This is a genomic window from Streptomyces sp. NPDC085524, assembly GCF_044541755.1.
In the GTDB taxonomy this organism is placed as follows: domain Bacteria; phylum Actinomycetota; class Actinomycetes; order Streptomycetales; family Streptomycetaceae; genus Streptomyces.
The window spans coordinates 89,949-108,321 of record NZ_JBITTH010000015.1 but is presented as its reverse complement, the minus strand read 5'-3'; the positions used below and the strand labels follow the sequence as shown (position 1 = coordinate 108,321).

Below are 18,373 nucleotides of genomic sequence, written 5' to 3'. Positions count from 1 at the left end.
GCCGCCACTGCGGAGCGGGAAGACGGACTGTTGATACCCCTCATGGTTTCATCGGCCCCCGCCGGTCGCAAGACGGCCGAACACGGCCCTGACCTGCGCGCGGACGGGCTCGGTGGCCAGGTACTGGCGGATGCCGTGGTGGTTGCCGCTGTCGTTGACCACCAGGTGGTCGGTGACGAGGGCGGGCGGTCCGTACTCGGGCCGCAGCCAGTGGTCGAGCGCCACCAGGTCCCGCAGGTCCGAGGCGTTGGACCAGGCGGCCACCCCCGCGGGCACCGCCGTGGGGTGCGCGAGGAGGTCCTGGATCTCGGTGATGCCGAGCGGGGAGCCCACCGTGACGAACAGGCTGACGTCCCGTCGTGCCTCGCGCAGCACCTCGTACGCGATGATCGTGCCGAGGCTGTGCCCGAGGACGACGAGCGGCCCCTCGCCCACCGCCGCCAGCTCGGCGCGCACGACGTCCCGCATCGCCTCGCCGACCCCGCCGAAGAAGTACGCGTGGACGTCCTTGAAGGTGAGGTCCACCAGCCGCTCGAAGACCGGCGTGCGCAGGAACCCGGGCAGCGGCAGCGCCTCGCGCAGGTCCGGCGGGTCACCGGTGACGGGACTCCGGTCGAGGGTCTCCGCCGAGTACGTCATCTTCGCGAGCCACCCGGCCAGCGGCTCCCCGCCCGCCACGGCCCCCGGGCTCCCGTCCGCGGGCCCCTCCGGCAGCGAGCCGCACTCCAGGCGGGCCTCGTCCAGCGTGCGCTCGATGAACTCCTCGGGGGTCCGGGCCGGCCCGGGCTCCGCCAGCTCCTCCAGCGGCGCCGGGCCGCCGGCCAGGGGGTCGGGCTCGTCGTCGGGCAGCGGGTCCTCGTACCGCAGCGGGGCCCAGTAGGCCATCCGGGAGGCGTTCCCCATGTCGGTGCCGAACAGGGCCCGGTCCCACTGGGACTTCAGCAGCTCCTTGCGCACCTTGTTCCCGTTGCCGTGGACGTAGACGATCGTGGCGTCGGTCATGACAGGGACATACCGCGCCCGGAGCCTCCCCGTCGGCCCGGCGCGCCCCGCGCCACCCGAACGGCCGAGACCGTGTACAGGGGTGCGTCCGACGCAGAGCCCCCCGCCCATGGCTCGGATAGGGTGAATCGGTAGGAATCGGGCCCCCCGGGGTGAGGTTGGTGCATTGGACACGTACCAGTCGGCGAGCGAGGTGCCGGACCAGCCGGCCGCGGCTGTCGGGTACGCGGGCGTGCTGCGCGAGCTGCTGCCGATCGCCCTGTGGCGGGAGGACGCCGACGGACGGGTCGTGGAGTGGTCGCTGGCCGCCCAGGACCTGCTCGGACACCGCCCCGAGGACATCATCGGCCTCATCGGCTCCGAGGTGCTCGTCCCCGAGGCCAACCACGAACTCGCAAGCCAGCTGACCCGGCGCGTCCAGGCCGGCGAGACGGTCATCGGCACCCTGCCCGTGCGCCACCGCGACGGGCACCGCGTCCCGATGGAGATGTGGATCGTGCCCGCCGCCGACCCGCAAGGGCGTACCGGCGCCATGCTCGTCGCCGTGGAGACCTCCGAGGTCCTCCACATGCGCGACTCCCTCGCGACCCTGCAGAGCCTCTTCACGCAGTCGCCCATCGGCCTCGCCACCCTCGGCCCCGACCTGCGCTTCCTGCGGGTCAACGACGCCCTGGCCCGGATGAACGGCGTCTCCGCCGCCGAGCACCTCGGCAAACGCCTCACCGAGGTGGTGCCCGGGGTCAACGCGACCGCGCTGGAGGCGACGATGCAGCAGGTCCTGGACCGCGGCACCGCCGTCGTCGACGTACGCCGCACCGGGCGCACCCCCTCCGACCCCGACCACGACCACACCTGGTCCTGCTCCTACGCACCCCTGCTCGACGGCTCCGGACGGCGCCTCGGCCTGATCGCCTCCCTCATCGACATCACCGAGGGCCAGCGGGCCCAGGCCGCCGCGGACCGGGCCCGGCACCGCTTCGCCCTGCTCGCCGAGGCCGGCACCCGCATCGGCACCACCCTGGACCTGCACCAGACCGCCCAGGAGATCGCGGAGGTCCTGGTACCGCAGCTCGCCGACTCGGCCGACGTCCAGCTGCTGGTGGCCGTGCTCGACCCCGACGACACCGCCGCCGCCGGATCCTCCCGGGGCGTCCTGCGCCGGCTCGCCGCCGTCTTCCCCGACCCGGCCGCCCCCACCGCGAAGCTGGCCGCCGGACAGACCTTCCAGCTCCCCGTGGACAGCGTGTACGAGAAGGTCATCACGGAGGGGCGGCCCATGGCCCTCTACGCCTCCGACGTCCCCGCGCTGATCACCGACCCGCGGGCGGACGCCCTGCGCGGCTACCTCGCGACCCTCGGCTCGGCCCGGATGGTCCCGCTCGTCGCCCGCGGCAAGGTCCTCGGCGCCGTCGCCGTGACCCGGCTGCGCACCCGCGAGCCCTTCGACGAGGAGGACTGCGTACTCATCGACGAGCTGGTCGCCCGCGCCGCCCTCAACATCGACAACGCCCGCATGTTCACCGCCCAGCGCCGGGCCGCCCTCACCCTCCAGCGCAGCCTCACCAACAGCCCGCTGCCCGAGGTCACCGGCCTCGAACTCACCGGGCGCTACCTGCCCGCCAGCGACCACGACGTCGGCGGGGACTGGTTCGACGCGATCCGGCTCCCCGGCGGGCGCACCGGACTGGTCATCGGCGACGTCATGGGCCACGGCATCCACGCGGCCGCCGTCATGGGCCAGCTGCGCACCGCCGTACGGACCCTCGCGCGCCACGACGTGCCCCCGGACCGGCTGCTGCGCTCGCTCGACGCCGTCGTGGCCGAGCTGGGCGCGGACGAGATGGCCACGTGCGTGTACGCCGTCCACGACCCGGCCACGAACGGCTGCGTGGTCGCCCGCGCCGGGCACCCGCCGCCCGCCGTGGTCGCCGCGGACGGGACCGTCACCTTCCTCGACGGCCCGCCCGGCACCCCGCTGGGCACCGGCACGAGCCCGGGCGGCGGCCAGGAGTTCCGCACCGAGGAGGTGCGGCTGCCCCCGGGGAGCCTGCTCGTGCTCTACACCGACGGGCTCATCGAGGCCCGCGACCGCGACCTCGACCAGGGCATGGCCCAGCTGGCCGCGGCCCTGCGGCGGGCCGGCCGGCCGCTGGAGGAGCTCTGCGACGGGATCCTCGGCAGCCTGCTGCCCGTGGCCCCGCAGGACGACGTGGCGGTACTCCTGGCCCGCGCCCGGCCGGTCTGAGCCCTGAGCGGGGTGCGTCCGCGCGGTCCGCGTGGTGCGCTCCCGCGCGGGGAGCTTCCGGGCGGTGTGCGTCCGCGCGGCCCGCATCCGGGCCGTTCGCGTCCGCGTGCTGCGGGCCCGCGGCGTCCTCGCGGGACGCGGGTCACCAGGCCAGGTCCTCCAGCGCGTCCAGGTCCAGCGGCGCCGACGGCTCCTTGCCCCCGGTCAGCGGCACCTCCGCCCAGATCACCTTGCCCCGGTCGGTGTAGCGGGTGCCCCACCGATCGGCGTACTGCGCGACGAGGAACAGCCCGCGCCCGCCCTCGTCGGTGGTGGCCGCGTACCGCAGGTGCGGTGAGGTGCTGCTGCCGTCGGAGACCTCGCAGACCAGGCTGCGGTCGCGCAGCAGGCGCACGCGCACGGGCGCGCTCCCGTACCGGATCGCGTTGGTGATCAGCTCGCTGAGGATCAGCTCGGTGGTGAAGGAGATGTCCTCCAGGCCCCAGGCGGTGAGCTGCGCCGCGCCCGCGTTGCGCACCCGGGAGACGGCCGAGGCCTCGCCCGGCACCTCCCATTCGGCGATCCGGTCCGCCTCCAGCCGCCGGGTGTCCGCGATCAGCAGGGCGATGTCGTCGCTCGGTACCGGGAACAGCATCGCGGCCAGTACGTCGGAGCAGGCCTGGTCGGGGTCGCGGCCGGGCCGGGAGAGGATCTCGGCCAGCAGGTGCAGGCCGGTGTCAAAGTCCCGGTCGCGGTCCTCCACGAGCCCGTCGGTGAACAGCACGAGCCGGCTGCCCTCGGGAAGCTGCAGCGCGGAGCTCTCGAAGGGCATGCCGCCCACGCCGAGGGGGAGCCCGGCGGACAGCTCGGGGAACTCCACCCGCCCGTCGGCGTGGACGAGCGCGGGCCCCGGGTGTCCGGCGCTGGCCATCACGCAGTGGCCGGAGACCGGGTCGTAGACGGCGTACAGGCAGGTCGCGCCGGTGACTCCGGCTCGCTCGCCCAGCCCTTCGCCATCGCCCTCGCCGTCCGCAACCTGCCCGTCGCCCCCGTTGTCGATCTGGTCGATCCGGCTGATCAGCTCGTCCAGGTGGCCGAGCAGCTCGTCGGGCGGCAGGTCCAGGGTGGAGAAGTTGTGCACGGCGGTCCGCAGCCGCCCCATGGTCGCCGCCGCGTGCACCCCGTGCCCGACGACGTCGCCGACCACCAGCGCCACCCGGGCCCCGGGCAGCGGGATCACGTCGAACCAGTCCCCGCCCACCCCCGCCTGCGCCGGCAGGTAGCGGAAGGCCACCTCGACGGCGCTCTGGTCCGGAAGCACCCGGGGCAGCAGGCTGCGCTGGAGCGTCACGGCCGTCGCGTGCTCACGGGTGAAGCGGCGGGCGTTGTCGATGGAGACCGCCGCGCGGGCCCCCAGCTCCTCCGCGAAGGACAGGTCCTCCTCGTCGAAGGCCTCCGGGGTGTCGGCGGCCCGCCAGAAGTTCGCCATGCCCAGCACGACGCCGCGCGCCTGGAGCGGTACGGAGATCAGCGAGTGCAGCCCGTAGTCCAGGGCCTCCCGGGTGCCGACCCTGTCACCGGCCCGCCAGCCCATGGCGGCGTTCAGGTCGGGCGCCAGGACCGCGTGCCCGGCGTCCAGGGCCGCCGCCATCGGCGCCGTCGGCACCACGAACTGGATGACGTCGCCGACCGGCTGCAGCGGGGAGTCGTCGCGCACTCCCGTGATGGCCGCCCTGCGCATCTCCGTGTAGACACCGGCCGCCAGCGGCTCGTCACCGCGCAGCACCGGCTCCAGCAGCTCCACCGTGACGAAGTCCGCGAAGCGGGGGACGGCGACCTCCGACAGCTCCTCGGCGGTGCGCACCACGTCCAGGGTCGTGCCGATCCGCACCCCCGCGTCGTACAGCAGCTGGAGCCGGCTGCGGGCCTCCTCGGCCCGCCCGGAGAGCGCCGCGAGCTCGGTGGAGTCGCGCAGGGTCGTGACGGTGCCGGTGGGGCGGCCCCGGTACGGCTTCGTGGGCCGTACGTTCACGGCGAGCAGCCGGTCGCCCGCCCGGAGCACCTCGTCCGTCGCGGCCCGGCCGGAGGTGAGCAGCTCGGCGGTGCGCGGGTCGAGGCCGAGGTCCTCGACATGCTGCCCCTCGGCGTCGGGCGGCAGGCCGAGGAGGCGGCGGGCCTCGTCGTTGGCGAGGTCGAGGCGGTGGTCGGGGCCGATGATCAGCACGCCCTCGCGGACGGCGTGCAGAACGGCCTCGTGGTGCTCGTTCATCCGGGTCATCTCGGCCGCTCCCAGCCCGCGGGTCTGGCGCCGCAGCCGCCGGCTGACCAGGGCTGCTCCGCCCGTGCCGAGCAGCAGCGCACCGGCCGCCGCGCCGAGCAGCAGGGGCAGCTGGCCCTCCACGGCGTCCGTGACGTTCTGCACCTCTATGCCGGTGCCCACCAGGCCGACCACGGTCCCGCTCGCGTCCCGCACCGGGACGACGGCGCGGACGGCGTCGCTGGGCTCGCCCCGGAACGTCTCCGTGAAGGACTCGCCGGCGGCGGCGCGGGCGATGTCACCGGAAGCGCGCTTCCCGATCAGCTCGGGACGCGAATCGGTGTAGCGGATCCCCTTGAGGGTCATGACGGCGATGAAGTCCACTCCCGAGGCCCTGCGCGCGGCATCGGCCAGGGGCTGGAGGGCGCCGGTCGGATCGGCCGACTTCAGGGCGGCCGGCAGCCCGGGGGCGTGCGCGAACGCCTCGGCGGCGGCGAGGGAGCGGTTGCGGGCGTCGCGCTCCGTGTCGTACCGGGCCTGGATCACCAGGGCCGACGCGGCAGCGGTGATCAGCAGCAGCACGATCACCGCCTGCAGGGTGAAGACCTGACCGGCGACGCTGTGCACCCACCGGGACAGGCGCGCGGACAGGCGCGAGTCCCTCCCGGTCGGCTGGCGACCAAAACGTCCGGTCATGAGCCCTTTCTAACACTCTCCCGGGTGTTTGGAGCGGCTGCTGCGGCCACGGAGGCGGCACGGTACGCGCGGGGACCGAGGCCGACGTACGCGGTGAAGTGCTGGCGGAAGGTCACCTCGCTGGCGAAACCGGCGCGTCGGGCCACCTCGGGCACCGGGTGGTCGGTGCGCTCCAGGAGCTTGCGGGCCTCGTCCAGCCGGTGGTCCAGCAGCCAGCGGTGCGGTGTGGTGCCGGTGGCGGCGACGAAGTGGCGGGCGAAGGTACGGGGGGCCATGCCGGCCCAGCGGGCCAGGGTGGCCACGTCCAGCGGCTGGTCGAGGCAGCGCAGCGCGCGCTCCCGTACGGCGGCCAGCGCCTCGGCCGTCCGGTCGGCGGCCGGGACGGGCCGGTCCAGGTACTGGGCGTGCTCCCCGGCGCGGAAGGGGCCCGTCACCATGGACCGCGCGATGGCGGCGGCCGCCTCGGCGCCGTGCGCGCGCCGCACCAGGTGCAGGCAGAGGTCGATGCCGGAGGCGACCCCGGCGGAGGTCCACAGCCCGTCGTCCTCGACGTAGAGCGGGGCGTCCTCCACGACGATCCCCGGGTAGCGGGCGGCGAGGTGCGGGGCCAGTGACCAGTGGGTCACCGCCCGGCGGCCCTCCAGCAGCCCCGCCTCGGCGAGGACGAACGCGCCGGCGCACAGGGCGGCGACGGGCACCCCGCGGGCGTGCGCGGCCCGCAGCGCGGCGAGGACCGGCTCGGGCGTCGGATCCCCCGGATCGGCCAGCGCGGGCACGACCACCAGGTCGGCTCCGGCCAGCCAGTCGAGCCCGCGGTCGGGGGCCAGGCTCAGCCCGCCGGGCAGCGGGATCGCCCCGGGCTCCACGGCACACCGGCGCAGCTCGAAACCGGGCACCCCGAGGGCGGTGCGGTCCGGTCCCCAGACCTCGGTGATGACGGCGAGGTCGAAACTGCGGATGCCGGGCTGCACGAGGACGGCGACACGCTGCATCCCGCCATCCTGCCAGGGCCTCCCGGCGGTCCGGCGGCCGCGCCGCCACCGGGACTCCGCCCCGGGGAACGGTGGAAGGGCGGGGCGGGGAGAGGCTCCGCGCAGCGGCACCCCGGGGCGGCCCGCACGCGAGGGGGCCGCCGGGGCCGGGCGCGCGGCGGGGCACCTCCTCGGCCGTCGAACGTTTCCAGGGGTCGGACGGGAGAGCGGTGGTTGCGTTCGACGGCCTGCGGGGGCGCCCCGCCGCACACCCGGCCCCGACGGCGCGGGGTGAGGCCGCGCGGGCGCCCCGACGGCTGCCAGGGTGGCAGGATCTCATCGGTTCGGGTCAGCGGCACCCCTGTGGCCCGCCCCGCGCAGCGACCAGCATGGAGCCATGACGAACACCGCGATCGAGATCGCCCCCAACAGTGCCCTGCTGGTCATCGACGTGCAGAAGGGCTTCGACGACGCCGCCTTCTGGGGGCCCAGGAACAACCCGGCCGCCGAGGCGAACATCGCCGCCCTCATGGACGCCTGGCAGGCGGCCGGCCGCCCCGTCGTGCTCGTCCAGCACGCCTCCCTCCGCCCGGGATCCGTGCTGGCCGCGGAGCACCCCGGCTACGCGCTCAAGGACTTCGTCGAGGAGCGGCGGTACGAGTCCCTCCTCGTCACCAAGACCGTGAACTCCGCCTTCTACGGGAGCCCGGACCTCGGCGAGTGGCTCAAGGCCCAGGGCATCGGCCAGCTGGTCGTGGCCGGGATCCAGACCAACATGTGCGTCGAGACCACCGCCCGCATGGCGGGGAACCTCGGCTACGAGGTCCTGGTCCCGCTGGACGCCACCCACACCTTCGACCTCAAGGGGCCGGACGGGGTCTCCCTGACCGCCGACCAGCTGGCGACGGCCACCGCGGTCAACCTCCAGGGCGGCGGCTTCGCCCGGGTGGTGACCACGGCCGAGCTCCTGGCCTGACCCCGGACGCGGCAGAGGCCCGGCACCCCCGTCGGGGGGGTACCGGGCCTCGGGACCGTCAGGGTCAGAGGACGTCGGCGGCGATGTCGGCCGCGACCTGCTCCAGCAGGGGACCCGCGTTCGGGATGGACTTCGCCGGGTCCGGCTCCAGGGCGGTCAGCGGGTACGCCTTGCGGATGCCGGCCCCCTCCAGTGCCTCCTGGCTCAGCAGCAGGCGCCCGCAGACCGCCACCACCGGCTTGCCCGCGGCCCGCGCCGCCGCCGCGACACCGGCCGGGGCCTTGCCGTGCAGGGTCTGCTCGTCCAGCGAACCCTCACCGGTGATGACCAGGGTGGCCCGCTCCAGCGCCGGGGCGAAGCCCAGCACCTCCAGCATCAGCTCGATGCCCGGACGGAAGCTCGCGCCCAGCAGCAGCGCGCCGTAGCCGATGCCGCCCGCGCCGCCCGCACCCGGGGAGGCCGCGAGCTCGGCCGCCTTCGAGCCGATCGACTTCTCCAGCACCGACGCGTAGTGCGCCAGCGCCGAGTCCAGCGTCGCCACGTCCTGCGGCGTCGCGCCCTTCTGCGGGCCGTAGACCGCCGCGCAGCCCTTGGGGCCGGTCAGCGGGTTGTCCACGTCGCTGGCCAGCACGAAGTCGACCTCGGCGAAGCGCGGGTCGATGCCCGACAGGTCCGCCGAGGCCAGCTGCGCCAGTGCGCCGCCGCCCGGACCGACCGGTTCGCCGTTCGCGTCCAGGAACACCGCGCCCAGCGCCGCCAGCATGCCGGCGCCGCCGTCGGTGGTGGCGCTGCCGCCCACGCCGAAGACGATCGAGCGTGCGCCCGCGTCCAGCGCGGCCTTCAGCAGCTCGCCCGAGCCGTACGTGGTCGCCGTCAGCGGGGCGAAGGTGCCCGCCGGCAGCAGTTGGAGCCCGGAGGCCTCCGCCATCTCGACCACCGCAGTGCCCCCGCGCAGCGCGAAGGCAGCCGTGACCTGGTCGCCGAGGGGTCCGGTGACCCGTACCTCGCGGCGTTCGAAACCGGCCGCCACAGCGGCCGCGACCGTGCCGTCGCCGCCGTCCGCGACGGGGAGCGTCTCGATCTCCACGTCCGGTACGGCCTTGCGAAGGCCCGCCGTCACCCGCTCCGCGACCTGAACGGCCGTGAGCGAGCCCTTGAATTTGTCCGCGGCGATGAGCACGCGCGCGGCCTCAGTTACTGCTCCGTCCGTCACCTTGCTATTCCCTTGCTATCGAACAGTGCAGTCGCGCCCCCATGAGCTTATCCGGAGGATCCTCCTATGCCCATGAGTGGCCTGGGACACACACGGCGTGCCATGCCCCTAAATACGGATATACGCCTGCATAGTGTGGCCGCATGAGCGCGGAATCACTGGAACAGGCACGTCCGGATGGACCGGTCGGGGGACCGGACGCCCCTGTGGACGGCACCCCCGACCGGCAGGTCGTCACCATCGGGGTGATCGCCGTGCTGGCCGTCGTCGCCTGGGCGGCCCTCGCCAAGGGCTCCTTCGACAGGGCGTCGGGCACCGCGCTCGCCTGGGTGCTGGACAACTTCGCCTGGCTCTTCGTGATCGCCGCGGACGTCTTCCTGGTGATGTGCGTCGTGCTCGCCATCAGCCGTTTCGGGCGCATCCGCCTCGGCCGGGACGACTCCGAGCCCGAGTTCACCAATCTCGCGTGGATCGCGATGATGTTCAGCGCCGGCATGGGCATCGGCCTCATGTTCTACGGGGTGGGGGAGCCGCTCACCCACTACCTGATCCCGCCGCCGGCCTCCGGCGCGGCCCCGGCCACCGGCGCCTCCGCCCTCTCGGCGATGGAGTACTCCTTCTTCCACTGGACGCTCACCCCGTGGGCGATCTACGGCATCGTCGGCCTCGCCCTCGCCTACGCGACCTTCCGCAAGGGCCGCGGCAACCGGCTCAGCTCGGCCTTCGTCCCCCTGATGGGCGAGGAGCGGGCGAACGGATGGCCGGGCAAGGCCATCGACCTGCTCGCGGTCTTCGCCACCGTCTTCGGCACCGCGACCAGCCTCGGGCTCGGTGCGCTCCAGGTCTCCAAGGGCCTGAACATCACCACCGGCATCGAGGACTCGACCTCCGTCGAGCTGATCATCATCGTCTCGCTCTCGGCGGCGTTCGTGCTCTCCGCCTTCTCGGGCCTGCACAAGGGGGTGAAGTGGCTGAGCACGATCAACATCGTGCTCGCCGCCGCCCTCATGCTCTTCGTCTTCGTGCTCGGCCCGACCGTCTACGTCCTCGACGTGATCCCCGCAAGCGTCGGCGGCTACCTCCACGAGCTCCTGCCCATGGCCACCCGCACCGGCGCCTTCACCGACTCCGAGTGGCTCGGCGCGTGGACGATCTTCTACTGGGCCTGGTGGCTCTCCTGGGCCCCCTTCGTGGGCACCTTCATCGCCCGCATCTCCCGCGGCCGCACCATCCGAGAGTTCCTGATCGGCGTCCTGCTCGTCCCCAGCGGGGCCACGGTCGTCTGGTTCTGCGTGATGGGCGGCACCGCCATCCGCCTCGACTCCACGGGCGCCGTCGACTTCGCCGCCACGATGAAGGAAGGCACGGAGGCCTCGCTCTTCGCGATGCTGGACGCGCTCCCGCTCGGCACCCTCACCTCCTGGGTCGCCATGCTCCTCGTCATGACCTACTTCGTCACCAGCGCCGACTCGGCCTCGCTGGTGATGGGCTCCCTGACCAGCCGCGGCTCGCTGCACCCGCCCACCTGGCTGGTCGTCACCTGGGGCGTGCTCATGGCGGCCGTCGCCGCCGTGCTCCTCGTCGCCGGAGGCCTGAAATCCCTGCAAACGGCCACCATCCTGGTGGCGCTGCCCTTCGTCGTCGTCATGATGCTGCTGTGCTGGGCCCTGCTGAGGGAACTCCGCGAGGACCCCGGAGCGGGCCCCGCCCGCCACCACGCCCTGCACGGCATGCGGGACGCGGTCCGCGCCATGGTCGGCGACGCCCTCACCGAACAGAACGCCGCCCGCCATCCGAGACTGCGGCGCGTCGCCGAGTCCAGGACCCGGGACGACGGCGGGACGGGTGCTCCGGGGGGCCCGGATAGGGTGGCTCGGTGACCACCACCGATGATTTCGCCACCTACATCGCGAGCCTGCCCCGGGTGCTGGCCGGAGCGGCCGCCCTCTACCGGGACGCCTCCGGACGGGTTCTGCTCGTCGAGCCCAACTACCGCGAGGGCTGGGCCCTGCCCGGCGGCACCATCGAGTCCGACCGGGGCGAGTCCCCGCGGACGGCCGCCCGCCGCGAGAGTGCCGAGGAGATCGGCATCGACGTGCCGCTCGGCAGGCTGCTCGCCGTCGACTGGTCGCTGGATGCGGGCCGCCCGCCGCTCGTCGCGTACCTCTACGACGGCGGAGTGCTGACCGCGGAGCAACTGGCCTCCGTCAAGCTCCAGGAGGAGGAACTGCTCTCCTGGAAGCTCGTCGAGCCCGCCGAACTCACCGCCCACCTCCCCGGAGCGCTCGGACGGCGCGCCCAAGAGGCCTGCCGCGTCCTGGAGTCGGGCGAGGGCACGGTGGAGCTGGAGAACGGCCGCCACCCGTCCGCGTCATAACACGGCGTTTACCGCAACCAGGACAGAATCAGCTGATGATCACGATGTACGCCTGGCCCAGCACCGCCGACGGGCCCGACGCCCTGCCCATGGTCCACTTCACGACCGACCGGCAGGAGGGCGGGGAGGTCACCCCCGACGGAACGCCGGTCTGGCTGTTCGACACCGCGATACGCGAAGGCGGTTGGGCCCTGTTCACCGACTTCGACGGCTGGTCCGTACCGGCCGCCGGGTGGGAGGCCCTGTACCGCCGTGAGGACGACCTCTTCGCGGTCAGCGGCCCCGGCGCCTGCGAGGGCTGGTACCAGGGCAACCTCGGCGCCCACGCCGACTGGGTGACGGCGGCCGCCGCCCGGCAGAGCGTGGTCCTGCTCGCCGCCCCCGTCCAGCACCCGTCCCTGTACGGCTACGCCGTGGAGGCCGGCGCCGCGTTCGCCCTGCTCGTGCCGCTGATGGTGGTCTGACGGGCCGTTCGTCCCAGAATGTGGGGCATGAGCGAGCGCGACCCCGGGGCGGACCCCGACCGGATGGACCTGCTGCACCGCCGGCTCGACCGGATCGAGGAACTGCTCGCCCCCGACACCCCGCAGGCGGAGGAGAGACCGGCCTGGCGCCGGCCGACCGACGGCGAGGAGCGCTGGGCGGTCACCGCGGCGATCCTGGTCGCGGCCGGCCTGCAACTCGCCCTCCCGGCCCGGCTGACCGTCGACCCGCGCTGGCTGCTGCCGGCCCTGGAGCTCAGCCTGCTGGTGGCGCTGGCCGCGCTCCATCCGCACAAGCGGTTCGACCGCAGATCGCACCTGCTGCGCGCACTCGGCCTGACCCTGGTGGCCGCCGTCAGCCTGGCCAACGCCTGGTCCGCCGTGAAGCTCGTACGCGAACTGCTCCACGGCACGGGCCCCGGCGGAGCGCTCGGCCTGCTCGCCACGGCCGGGGCGGTGTGGGTGACCAACGTGATCGCCTTCGCGCTCTGGTACTGGGAACTGGACCGGGGCGGCCCGGCCGCCCGGGCCCAGGGCGTCAAGGACTTCCCCGACTTCCTCTTCCCGCAGATGACCCAGCGGGGGATCGCCCCGGCCGACTGGGAACCGTACTTCGGCGACTACCTGTACGTGGCCTTCACCAACGCCACCGCCTTCAGCCCGACCGACACCATGCCCCTGACGATGTGGTCGAAGTTCCTGATGCTGACCCAGACGTCGGTGTCGATGGTCACCGTGCTGCTGGTGGTGGCCCGGGCGGTGAACATCCTGCAGTGAGCGGGCGGGCCACCCGCTAGGCGGGCAGCCTGCCGGACTCGAAGTCCAGCAGCCGCACCTTGCGGTCCACCCCGCCGCCGTAGCCGGTCATGCCGCCCGAGGCGCCGATCACCCGGTGGCACGGGACGATGATCCCGACCGGGTTCTTGCCGTTCGCCAGGCCCACCGCCCGCGAGGCGCCGGGCTTGCCCAGCCGGGCCGCGAGCTCCCCGTACGACCACGTCTCGCCGTAGGGGATCCGTACGAGCTGGTCCCACACGCTGCGCTGGAACTCCGTGCCCTCCAGCCGCAGCGGGAGGTCGAAGGCGGTGAGCTCCCCGGCGAAGTACGCGGTGAGCTGCCGCACCACTTCGGGGAAGGGCTCCTCCGTGGCGGCGACCCGCTCCCCGAAGGCCTCCTCGGCGGGCCGGTGGCGCTGCCCGGTCATGTAGAGGCCGCTGAGGACGCCTTCCGTGGCGACCAGGGTGAGCGGGCCGTAGGGGCTGTCGACGACGGTGTGCTGCTTGGCGGTCATGACGGGGGCTCCTCAGACGGGCAGGTGGTTGATGGGGTGGGCGTCGGTGGCCCAGAGGTACTGGACGGCGTACGCCCGCCAGGGCCGCCAGCCGGCCGCCCGGGCGGTCAGCGCGGCCGGGGTGGACGGCAGGCCCAGCCCCTGCGCGGCCCGCCGGACGCCCAGATCGGACGGCAGGAAGGCGTCGGGGTCGCCGAGGGCGCGCATCGCGACGACCTCGGTGGTCCACGGGCCGAAGCCGGGCAGCGCGTTCAGCTGCACGCGGGCCGCCTCCCAGTCGCTGTCGATGCCGAGGGGCAGCGACCCGTCGGCGAGGGCCGAGACCAGGGTGGTGAGCGTGGTGCGGCGGCTGCGCGGCAGGGCCAGGGACTCCGGATCCAGCCCGGCGAGCGCCTGCGGGGAGGGGAAGAGGTGGGTCAGCCCGCCCAGCGGGTCCTCCACCCGCTCCCCGTGCGCGGCGACCAGCCGGGCGGCGTGCGTGCGCGCCGCCGCCGTGGACACCTGCTGGCCGAGGACCGCCCGTACGGCGAACTCCGCCGCGTCGACCGTACGCGGGACCCGGCGCCCGGGGGCCTTGTCCACGAGCGGGGCCAGCAGCGGGTCGGTGCGCAGCTGCTCGTCGACCGCCTCGGGATCGGCGTCCAGGTCGAGCATCCAGCGGCAGCGGCTGATGGCGATGGTCAGGTCGCGCAGGTCGGTGAGGGCGAGGCGGCAGCCGATGTGGTCGGGCGCCGGGGTGAGGGCGACGATCCCGGTCCCGTACGGGAGCCGCAGCGTGCGGCGGTAGGCCCCGTCCCGCCACTCCTCCACCCCGGGGACGGCGGTCGCGGCGAGGTGCCCGAAGAGGTTGTCGGGGTTGAGGGGGGCCCGGTAGGGGAGCCGCAGGCTGATGGTGCCGGGGATCCGGGGCTGCCGGTTGCGGTGGGCCTTCTCGGAGCGCAGCCGCAGCTCGCTGGGGGAGAGCGCGAAGACCTCGCGGACGGTGTCGTTGAAGGTGCGGATCGAGGAGAAGCCGGCGGCGAAGGCGACGTCGCCCATGGGGAGCTCGGAGGTCTCGATCAGCAGCCGGGCGGTCTGGGCGCGCTGGGCCCGGGCGAGGGCGAGCGGGCCGGCGCCGAGCTCGGCGCGCAGCTGCCGCTCCACCTGGCGGGTGGAGTACCCGAGGCGGGTGGCGAGCCCGGGAACGCCCTCGCGGTCCACCACCCCGTCCTGGATGAGCCGCATCGCGCGGGCGACGGTGTCGGCGCGGGCGTTCCACTCGGGCGATCCGGGGCTGGTGTCGGGCCGGCACCGCTTGCAGGCCCGGAACCCGGCCTGCTGGCAGGCGGCGGCGCTGGGCAGGAAGGTCATGTTCTCGACCTTGGGCGGCACGGCGGGGCAGCTGGGCCGGCAGTAGATCCGGGTGGTCAGGACGGCGGTGAAGAACCAGCCGTCGAAGCGGGCGTCCTTCGACTGCACGGCCCTTACGCAGCGCTCGGTGTCGGTGTGCATGCCCTCAAGCATCCGGGGTCGCCGTACCGCCGGCTGGCGGTTTTCCGACATCAAGGCTACCGGGGGGCCAGCCCGCGGGCCCCCGCGCCTCAACCCCCGACGGGGCTGGAGGTGTGCCCCTGCGCGGCACCCGGGGCTCCGCCCCGCACCCCGCGCCCCAATCGCCGGCGAGGCTGGATTTGCCCTCGGCGGCGCCCCAAAGACAGGCGGGCCCAGGGGGTCGCCTCGGCGGTAATTGCCCCCCGGCAATCCAGCCGCGCCTGGCCGGCGGCAGCAGCCCCATCCAGCCCCGCCGGCGTTCGAGGCGCCGCCGGAGGCAAACCAGCCCCGCCGGCGTTCGAGGCGCCGCCGGAGGCAAACCAGCCCCGCCGGCGTTCGAGGCGCGGGGGCTCGGGGGCTCGGGGCGCAGCCCCGGGAGGGGGCCGCGCCCGGGGCGGGATGCGCGAAGGCCCCGGGGCCAAGTGGCACCCGGGGCCTTCGTACATCTGCCAGGCCTAGCGCAGCGTCGCGGCGCGGGCCTCCCGCCGGTTGTGGCGGAACGTGTTCGCACGACGCGTCGTCGCGAACAGCGGAATCGTGGCCGCCAGAGCGATCTGCAGCGCGCAGCCCGTCTGGAGCAGCAGCTGACCGCCCGGCGCGTCGAACGCCCAGGCGGCGAGGAGCCCCATGGCCCCGACGATCCAGCTCAGCATCGCCACCGCGAGGACACCCCGCGGCTTGGGGTACTCGACCCGGCTCACCATCAGCCAGGCCACCCCGATGATCGCCAGCAGCGTCGGTACGAACGGCAGCTCCAGCAGCACGATCGAGACGACCGTCAGCGCGCCGAAGGGGCTCGGCATGCCCTGGAACATGCCGTCCTTCATGGTCACGCAGCTGAATCTCGCCAGGCGCAGGACCACCGCGAGCAGGACGACGATCGCCGCGAGCGCCGACATCTTCTGGTGCGCGTCGTCGGCGACCATGCCGTAGACCAGCACGAAGTACGCCGGCGCGAGGCCGAAGCTGATCAGGTCGGACAGGTTGTCCAGCTCGGCGCCCATCGGCGAGCTGCGCAGCTTGCGGGCCACGATGCCGTCGAAGAGGTCGAAGACCGCCGCGAGGAGCATCAGTATCACCGCGGTCGCCGCGCTGTGCCGGGCCATGCCCGACTCGCCGCTGCCGGTGAGGTGCGGGATGAGGATTCCGGTGGTGGTGAAGTACACCGCCATGAATCCGCACGTCGCGTTGCCGAGGGTGAGGGTGTCCGCTATCGACAGCCGCAGCGAGAGCGGCATGTCGTCCTCGGTGGACTCCTCCTCGGCGGCGGACTCCGGAACCCAGCCTGCGGCCGGAGTCTCAGGGTCAGTCACGGTCAATTCGGGTCACCCCCGCGGTGGTGGCCTGACCGACCTCGACCGCGACCTCGACACCCCCGGGAAGGTAGATGTCGACGCGGGAGCCGAAGCGGATCAGACCGATGCGTTCGCCCTGCTCCACCTTGGTACCGGCCGGCAGGTACGGGACGATGCGCCGCGCGACGGCGCCGGCGATCTGCACCATCTCGATGTCACCGAGCTCGGTGTCGAAGTGCCAGACGACGCGCTCGTTGTTCTCGCTCTCCTTGTTGAACGCCGGAACGAATCCGCCGGGGATGTGCTCCACGGACGTCACCGTGCCCGCGAGGGGCGCGCGGTTGACGTGGACGTTCAGCGGGCTCATGAAGATCGCGACCCGGGTGCGCCCGTCCTTCCACGGCATGATGCTCTGCACCACACCGTCGGCGGGGGAGATGACCCGGCCCTGGGCGATCTCACGCTCGGGGTCGCGGAAGAACCACAGCATGCCCGCGGCGAGCGCGGTGGCGGGCACGGCCGCCGCGGCCCAGCGTCCGGACTTGCGGGCCCGGGAGAGGCTGAGTGCCGCGGTGGCGACGGTCGGCAGAAGCCACGGCGATGCTCCGCGCGCGAGGCGTACGCCAAGGAGGCTGTCGCGAGGTGCAGAGGTTTGGCTGTGGGGCATGGATGACCTTCGTAGCGGGTGATTGCCGCGCCGCAAACAGGGGGACGGGACGGCGGCTTTACTGGAATGCTATCGGTTGCGCGCAACAACTGGGCAAGCCAGAAGCCGAGTCGATGGCCGTCAGCCAGTCGCCGGAAGTGGTCCTTATGCGGCGAATCGCAGGACGATTCGCCGCAAAAGGGACTTTCAGCCCTGGAGGCGGTACTCCTCAAGCAGGCGTCGCCCGATGATCATTTTCTGGATCTCGGCAGTACCTTCACCGATCAGCAGCATCGGAGCCTCCCGGTAGAGACGCTCGATCTCGTACTCCTTCGAGAACCCGTAGCCGCCATGGATACGGAAGGCGTCCTCGACGACCTCCTTGCAGTACTCGGAGGCGAGGTACTTCGCCATCCCTGCTTCGAGGTCGTTTCGTTCCCCGGAGTCCTTTTTGCGTGCCGCATTCACCATCATCGCATGGGCGGCTTCGACCTTGGTAGCCATCTCGGCCAGCTTGAACTGGATCGCCTGGTGTTCGGCGATGGCCTTGCCGAAAGTGTGACGTTGCTGGGCATACGAGACACCCAGCTCGAACGCACGCTGAGCGACGCCGCAGCCACGTGCCGCCACGTTCACGCGGCCGACCTCGACCCCGTCCATCATTTGGTAAAACCCTCGGCCGGTCTGGCCGCCGAGCACCCTATTGGCCGGAATGCGCAGTCCGTCCATGATGAGTTCGGTCGTGTCGACGCCCTTGTAACCCATCTTGTCGATCTTGCCCGGGATGGTCAGGCCCGGACGGACCTCACCGAAGCCCGGCTCCTTCTCGACGAGGAAGGTCGTCATCGACTTGTGGGGCGCGGTGCCCTCCGGGTGTCCTTCGTCACTTCGGACGAGAACGGCCACCAGCGTCGAGGATCCGCCGTTCGTCAGCCACATCTTCTGGCCGTTCAGGACGTACTCGTCGCCGTCCTTCACCGCCTTCGAGGTGATGGCCGACACATCGGAGCCCAGCGCCGGCTCGGACATCGAGAACGCGCCGCGCACCTCGCCCAGCGCCATGCGGGGAAGGAAGTGGTCCTTCTGCTCCTGCGTGCCGTGCTGCTTGAGCATGTACGCCACGATGAAGTGCGTGTTGATGATGCCCGAGACGGACATCCAGCCACGCGCTATCTCCTCCACGCACAGTGCGTAGGTGAGGAGCGACTCACCGAGGCCGCCGTACTCCTCGGGGATCATGAGGCCGAAGAGGCCGAGCTCCTTGAGGCCGTCGACGATGTCCTGCGGGTACTCGTCGCGGTGCTCGAGCTCGGTCGCGACCGGGATGATCTCCTTGTCGACGAACTCGCGGACGGTCTTGAGGATCTCCCGCTGGACGTCGGTCAGCCCGGCGGTCTGGGCGAGTCGGGCCAT

The 18,373-nt window shown here is 73.0% G+C and carries 15 protein-coding genes; 6 read left to right on the top strand and 9 right to left on the bottom strand.

The genetic code is table 11. The features are described 5' to 3' along the window. Positions 1–48: 48 nt before the first annotated feature. Positions 49–1,002: a hypothetical protein gene (locus tag ACIGFK_RS23505; RefSeq protein ID WP_376656820.1), complete on the bottom strand. Its 954-nt coding sequence runs from the start codon at positions 1,000–1,002 to the stop codon at positions 49–51. Between the two features lie 166 nt (positions 1,003–1,168). On the opposite strand from ACIGFK_RS23505, the gene ACIGFK_RS23500 reads away from it, so the two are divergent. Next, entirely contained in the window at positions 1,169–3,247 is a 2,079-nt protein-coding gene (locus tag ACIGFK_RS23500) for a SpoIIE family protein phosphatase (protein WP_376656821.1), read from the top strand. 142 nt (positions 3,248–3,389) lie between these two features. Here the strand turns inward: ACIGFK_RS23500 and ACIGFK_RS23495 are convergent, their stop codons facing one another. Next, the gene (locus tag ACIGFK_RS23495; RefSeq protein ID WP_386464186.1) at positions 3,390–6,179 is read right to left on the bottom strand and encodes a SpoIIE family protein phosphatase; all 2,790 of its coding nucleotides are present in this window, start codon (positions 6,177–6,179) and stop codon (positions 3,390–3,392) included. Further along, a complete protein-coding gene (locus tag ACIGFK_RS23490) occupies positions 6,176–7,171 on the bottom strand; it encodes a GlxA family transcriptional regulator (protein ID WP_376656823.1) in 996 nt (331 codons plus the stop codon). Before ACIGFK_RS23490 ends, ACIGFK_RS23495 begins: the two co-directional genes overlap by 4 nt. Before the next feature lie 376 nt (positions 7,172–7,547). Here ACIGFK_RS23490 and ACIGFK_RS23485 point away from each other — a divergent pair, with 376 nt between their 5' ends. Then, entirely contained in the window at positions 7,548–8,126 is a 579-nt protein-coding gene (locus ACIGFK_RS23485; RefSeq protein WP_376656824.1) for a cysteine hydrolase family protein, read from the top strand. Positions 8,127–8,190: 64 nt separating this feature from the next. On the opposite strand, the gene ACIGFK_RS23480 is transcribed toward ACIGFK_RS23485, so the two are convergent. After that, complete coding sequence (locus ACIGFK_RS23480) at positions 8,191–9,339, bottom strand: glycerate kinase (protein ID WP_376656825.1); 1,149 nt, start codon at positions 9,337–9,339, stop codon at positions 8,191–8,193. 143 nt (positions 9,340–9,482) lie between these two features. Here ACIGFK_RS23480 and ACIGFK_RS23475 point away from each other — a divergent pair, with 143 nt between their 5' ends. The 4 genes from ACIGFK_RS23475 to ACIGFK_RS23460 are packed head-to-tail and all read left to right on the top strand — an operon-like array spanning position 9,483 to position 12,975. Continuing rightward, positions 9,483–11,219, top strand: coding sequence for a BCCT family transporter (locus ACIGFK_RS23475; RefSeq protein ID WP_386464190.1), 1,737 nt, complete (start codon positions 9,483–9,485; stop codon positions 11,217–11,219). After that, complete coding sequence (locus ACIGFK_RS23470) at positions 11,216–11,716, top strand: NUDIX domain-containing protein (protein ID WP_376656827.1); 501 nt, start codon at positions 11,216–11,218, stop codon at positions 11,714–11,716. The genes ACIGFK_RS23475 and ACIGFK_RS23470 overlap by 4 nt, the downstream gene beginning before the upstream one ends. 35 nt (positions 11,717–11,751) lie before the next feature. Then, positions 11,752–12,180 carry a hypothetical protein gene (locus ACIGFK_RS23465; RefSeq protein ID WP_400053430.1) on the top strand — a complete coding sequence of 143 codons (429 nt, stop codon included), beginning with the start codon at positions 11,752–11,754 and terminating at the stop codon, positions 12,178–12,180. Between the two features lie 27 nt (positions 12,181–12,207). Next, on the top strand, positions 12,208–12,975 hold the full coding sequence (locus ACIGFK_RS23460; protein ID WP_376656829.1) for a hypothetical protein: 768 nt from the start codon (positions 12,208–12,210) through the stop codon (positions 12,973–12,975). Between the two features lie 16 nt (positions 12,976–12,991). On the opposite strand, the gene ACIGFK_RS23455 is transcribed toward ACIGFK_RS23460, so the two are convergent. The 5 genes from ACIGFK_RS23455 to ACIGFK_RS23435 form a co-directional block, all read right to left on the bottom strand. Continuing rightward, positions 12,992–13,489 (bottom strand): methylated-DNA--[protein]-cysteine S-methyltransferase, encoded by a 498-nt coding sequence (locus ACIGFK_RS23455; RefSeq protein ID WP_400053428.1) that lies wholly within the window; start codon positions 13,487–13,489, stop codon positions 12,992–12,994. A 12-nt stretch (positions 13,490–13,501) separates the two neighbouring features. Then, positions 13,502–14,980 carry an AlkA N-terminal domain-containing protein gene (locus tag ACIGFK_RS23450; protein ID WP_376656831.1) on the bottom strand — a complete coding sequence of 493 codons (1,479 nt, stop codon included), beginning with the start codon at positions 14,978–14,980 and terminating at the stop codon, positions 13,502–13,504. A 494-nt stretch (positions 14,981–15,474) separates the two neighbouring features. Then, positions 15,475–16,257, bottom strand: a complete 783-nt coding sequence (gene pssA, locus ACIGFK_RS23445) for a CDP-diacylglycerol--serine O-phosphatidyltransferase (RefSeq protein ID WP_376657411.1) — start codon at positions 16,255–16,257, stop codon at positions 15,475–15,477. Positions 16,258–16,324: 67 nt separating this feature from the next. Beyond that, the gene (locus ACIGFK_RS23440; protein WP_400053426.1) at positions 16,325–16,981 is read right to left on the bottom strand and encodes a phosphatidylserine decarboxylase; all 657 of its coding nucleotides are present in this window, start codon (positions 16,979–16,981) and stop codon (positions 16,325–16,327) included. A gap of 186 nt (positions 16,982–17,167) precedes the next feature. Then, positions 17,168–18,373 (bottom strand): acyl-CoA dehydrogenase family protein, encoded by a 1,206-nt coding sequence (locus tag ACIGFK_RS23435; RefSeq protein ID WP_376657407.1) that lies wholly within the window; start codon positions 18,371–18,373, stop codon positions 17,168–17,170.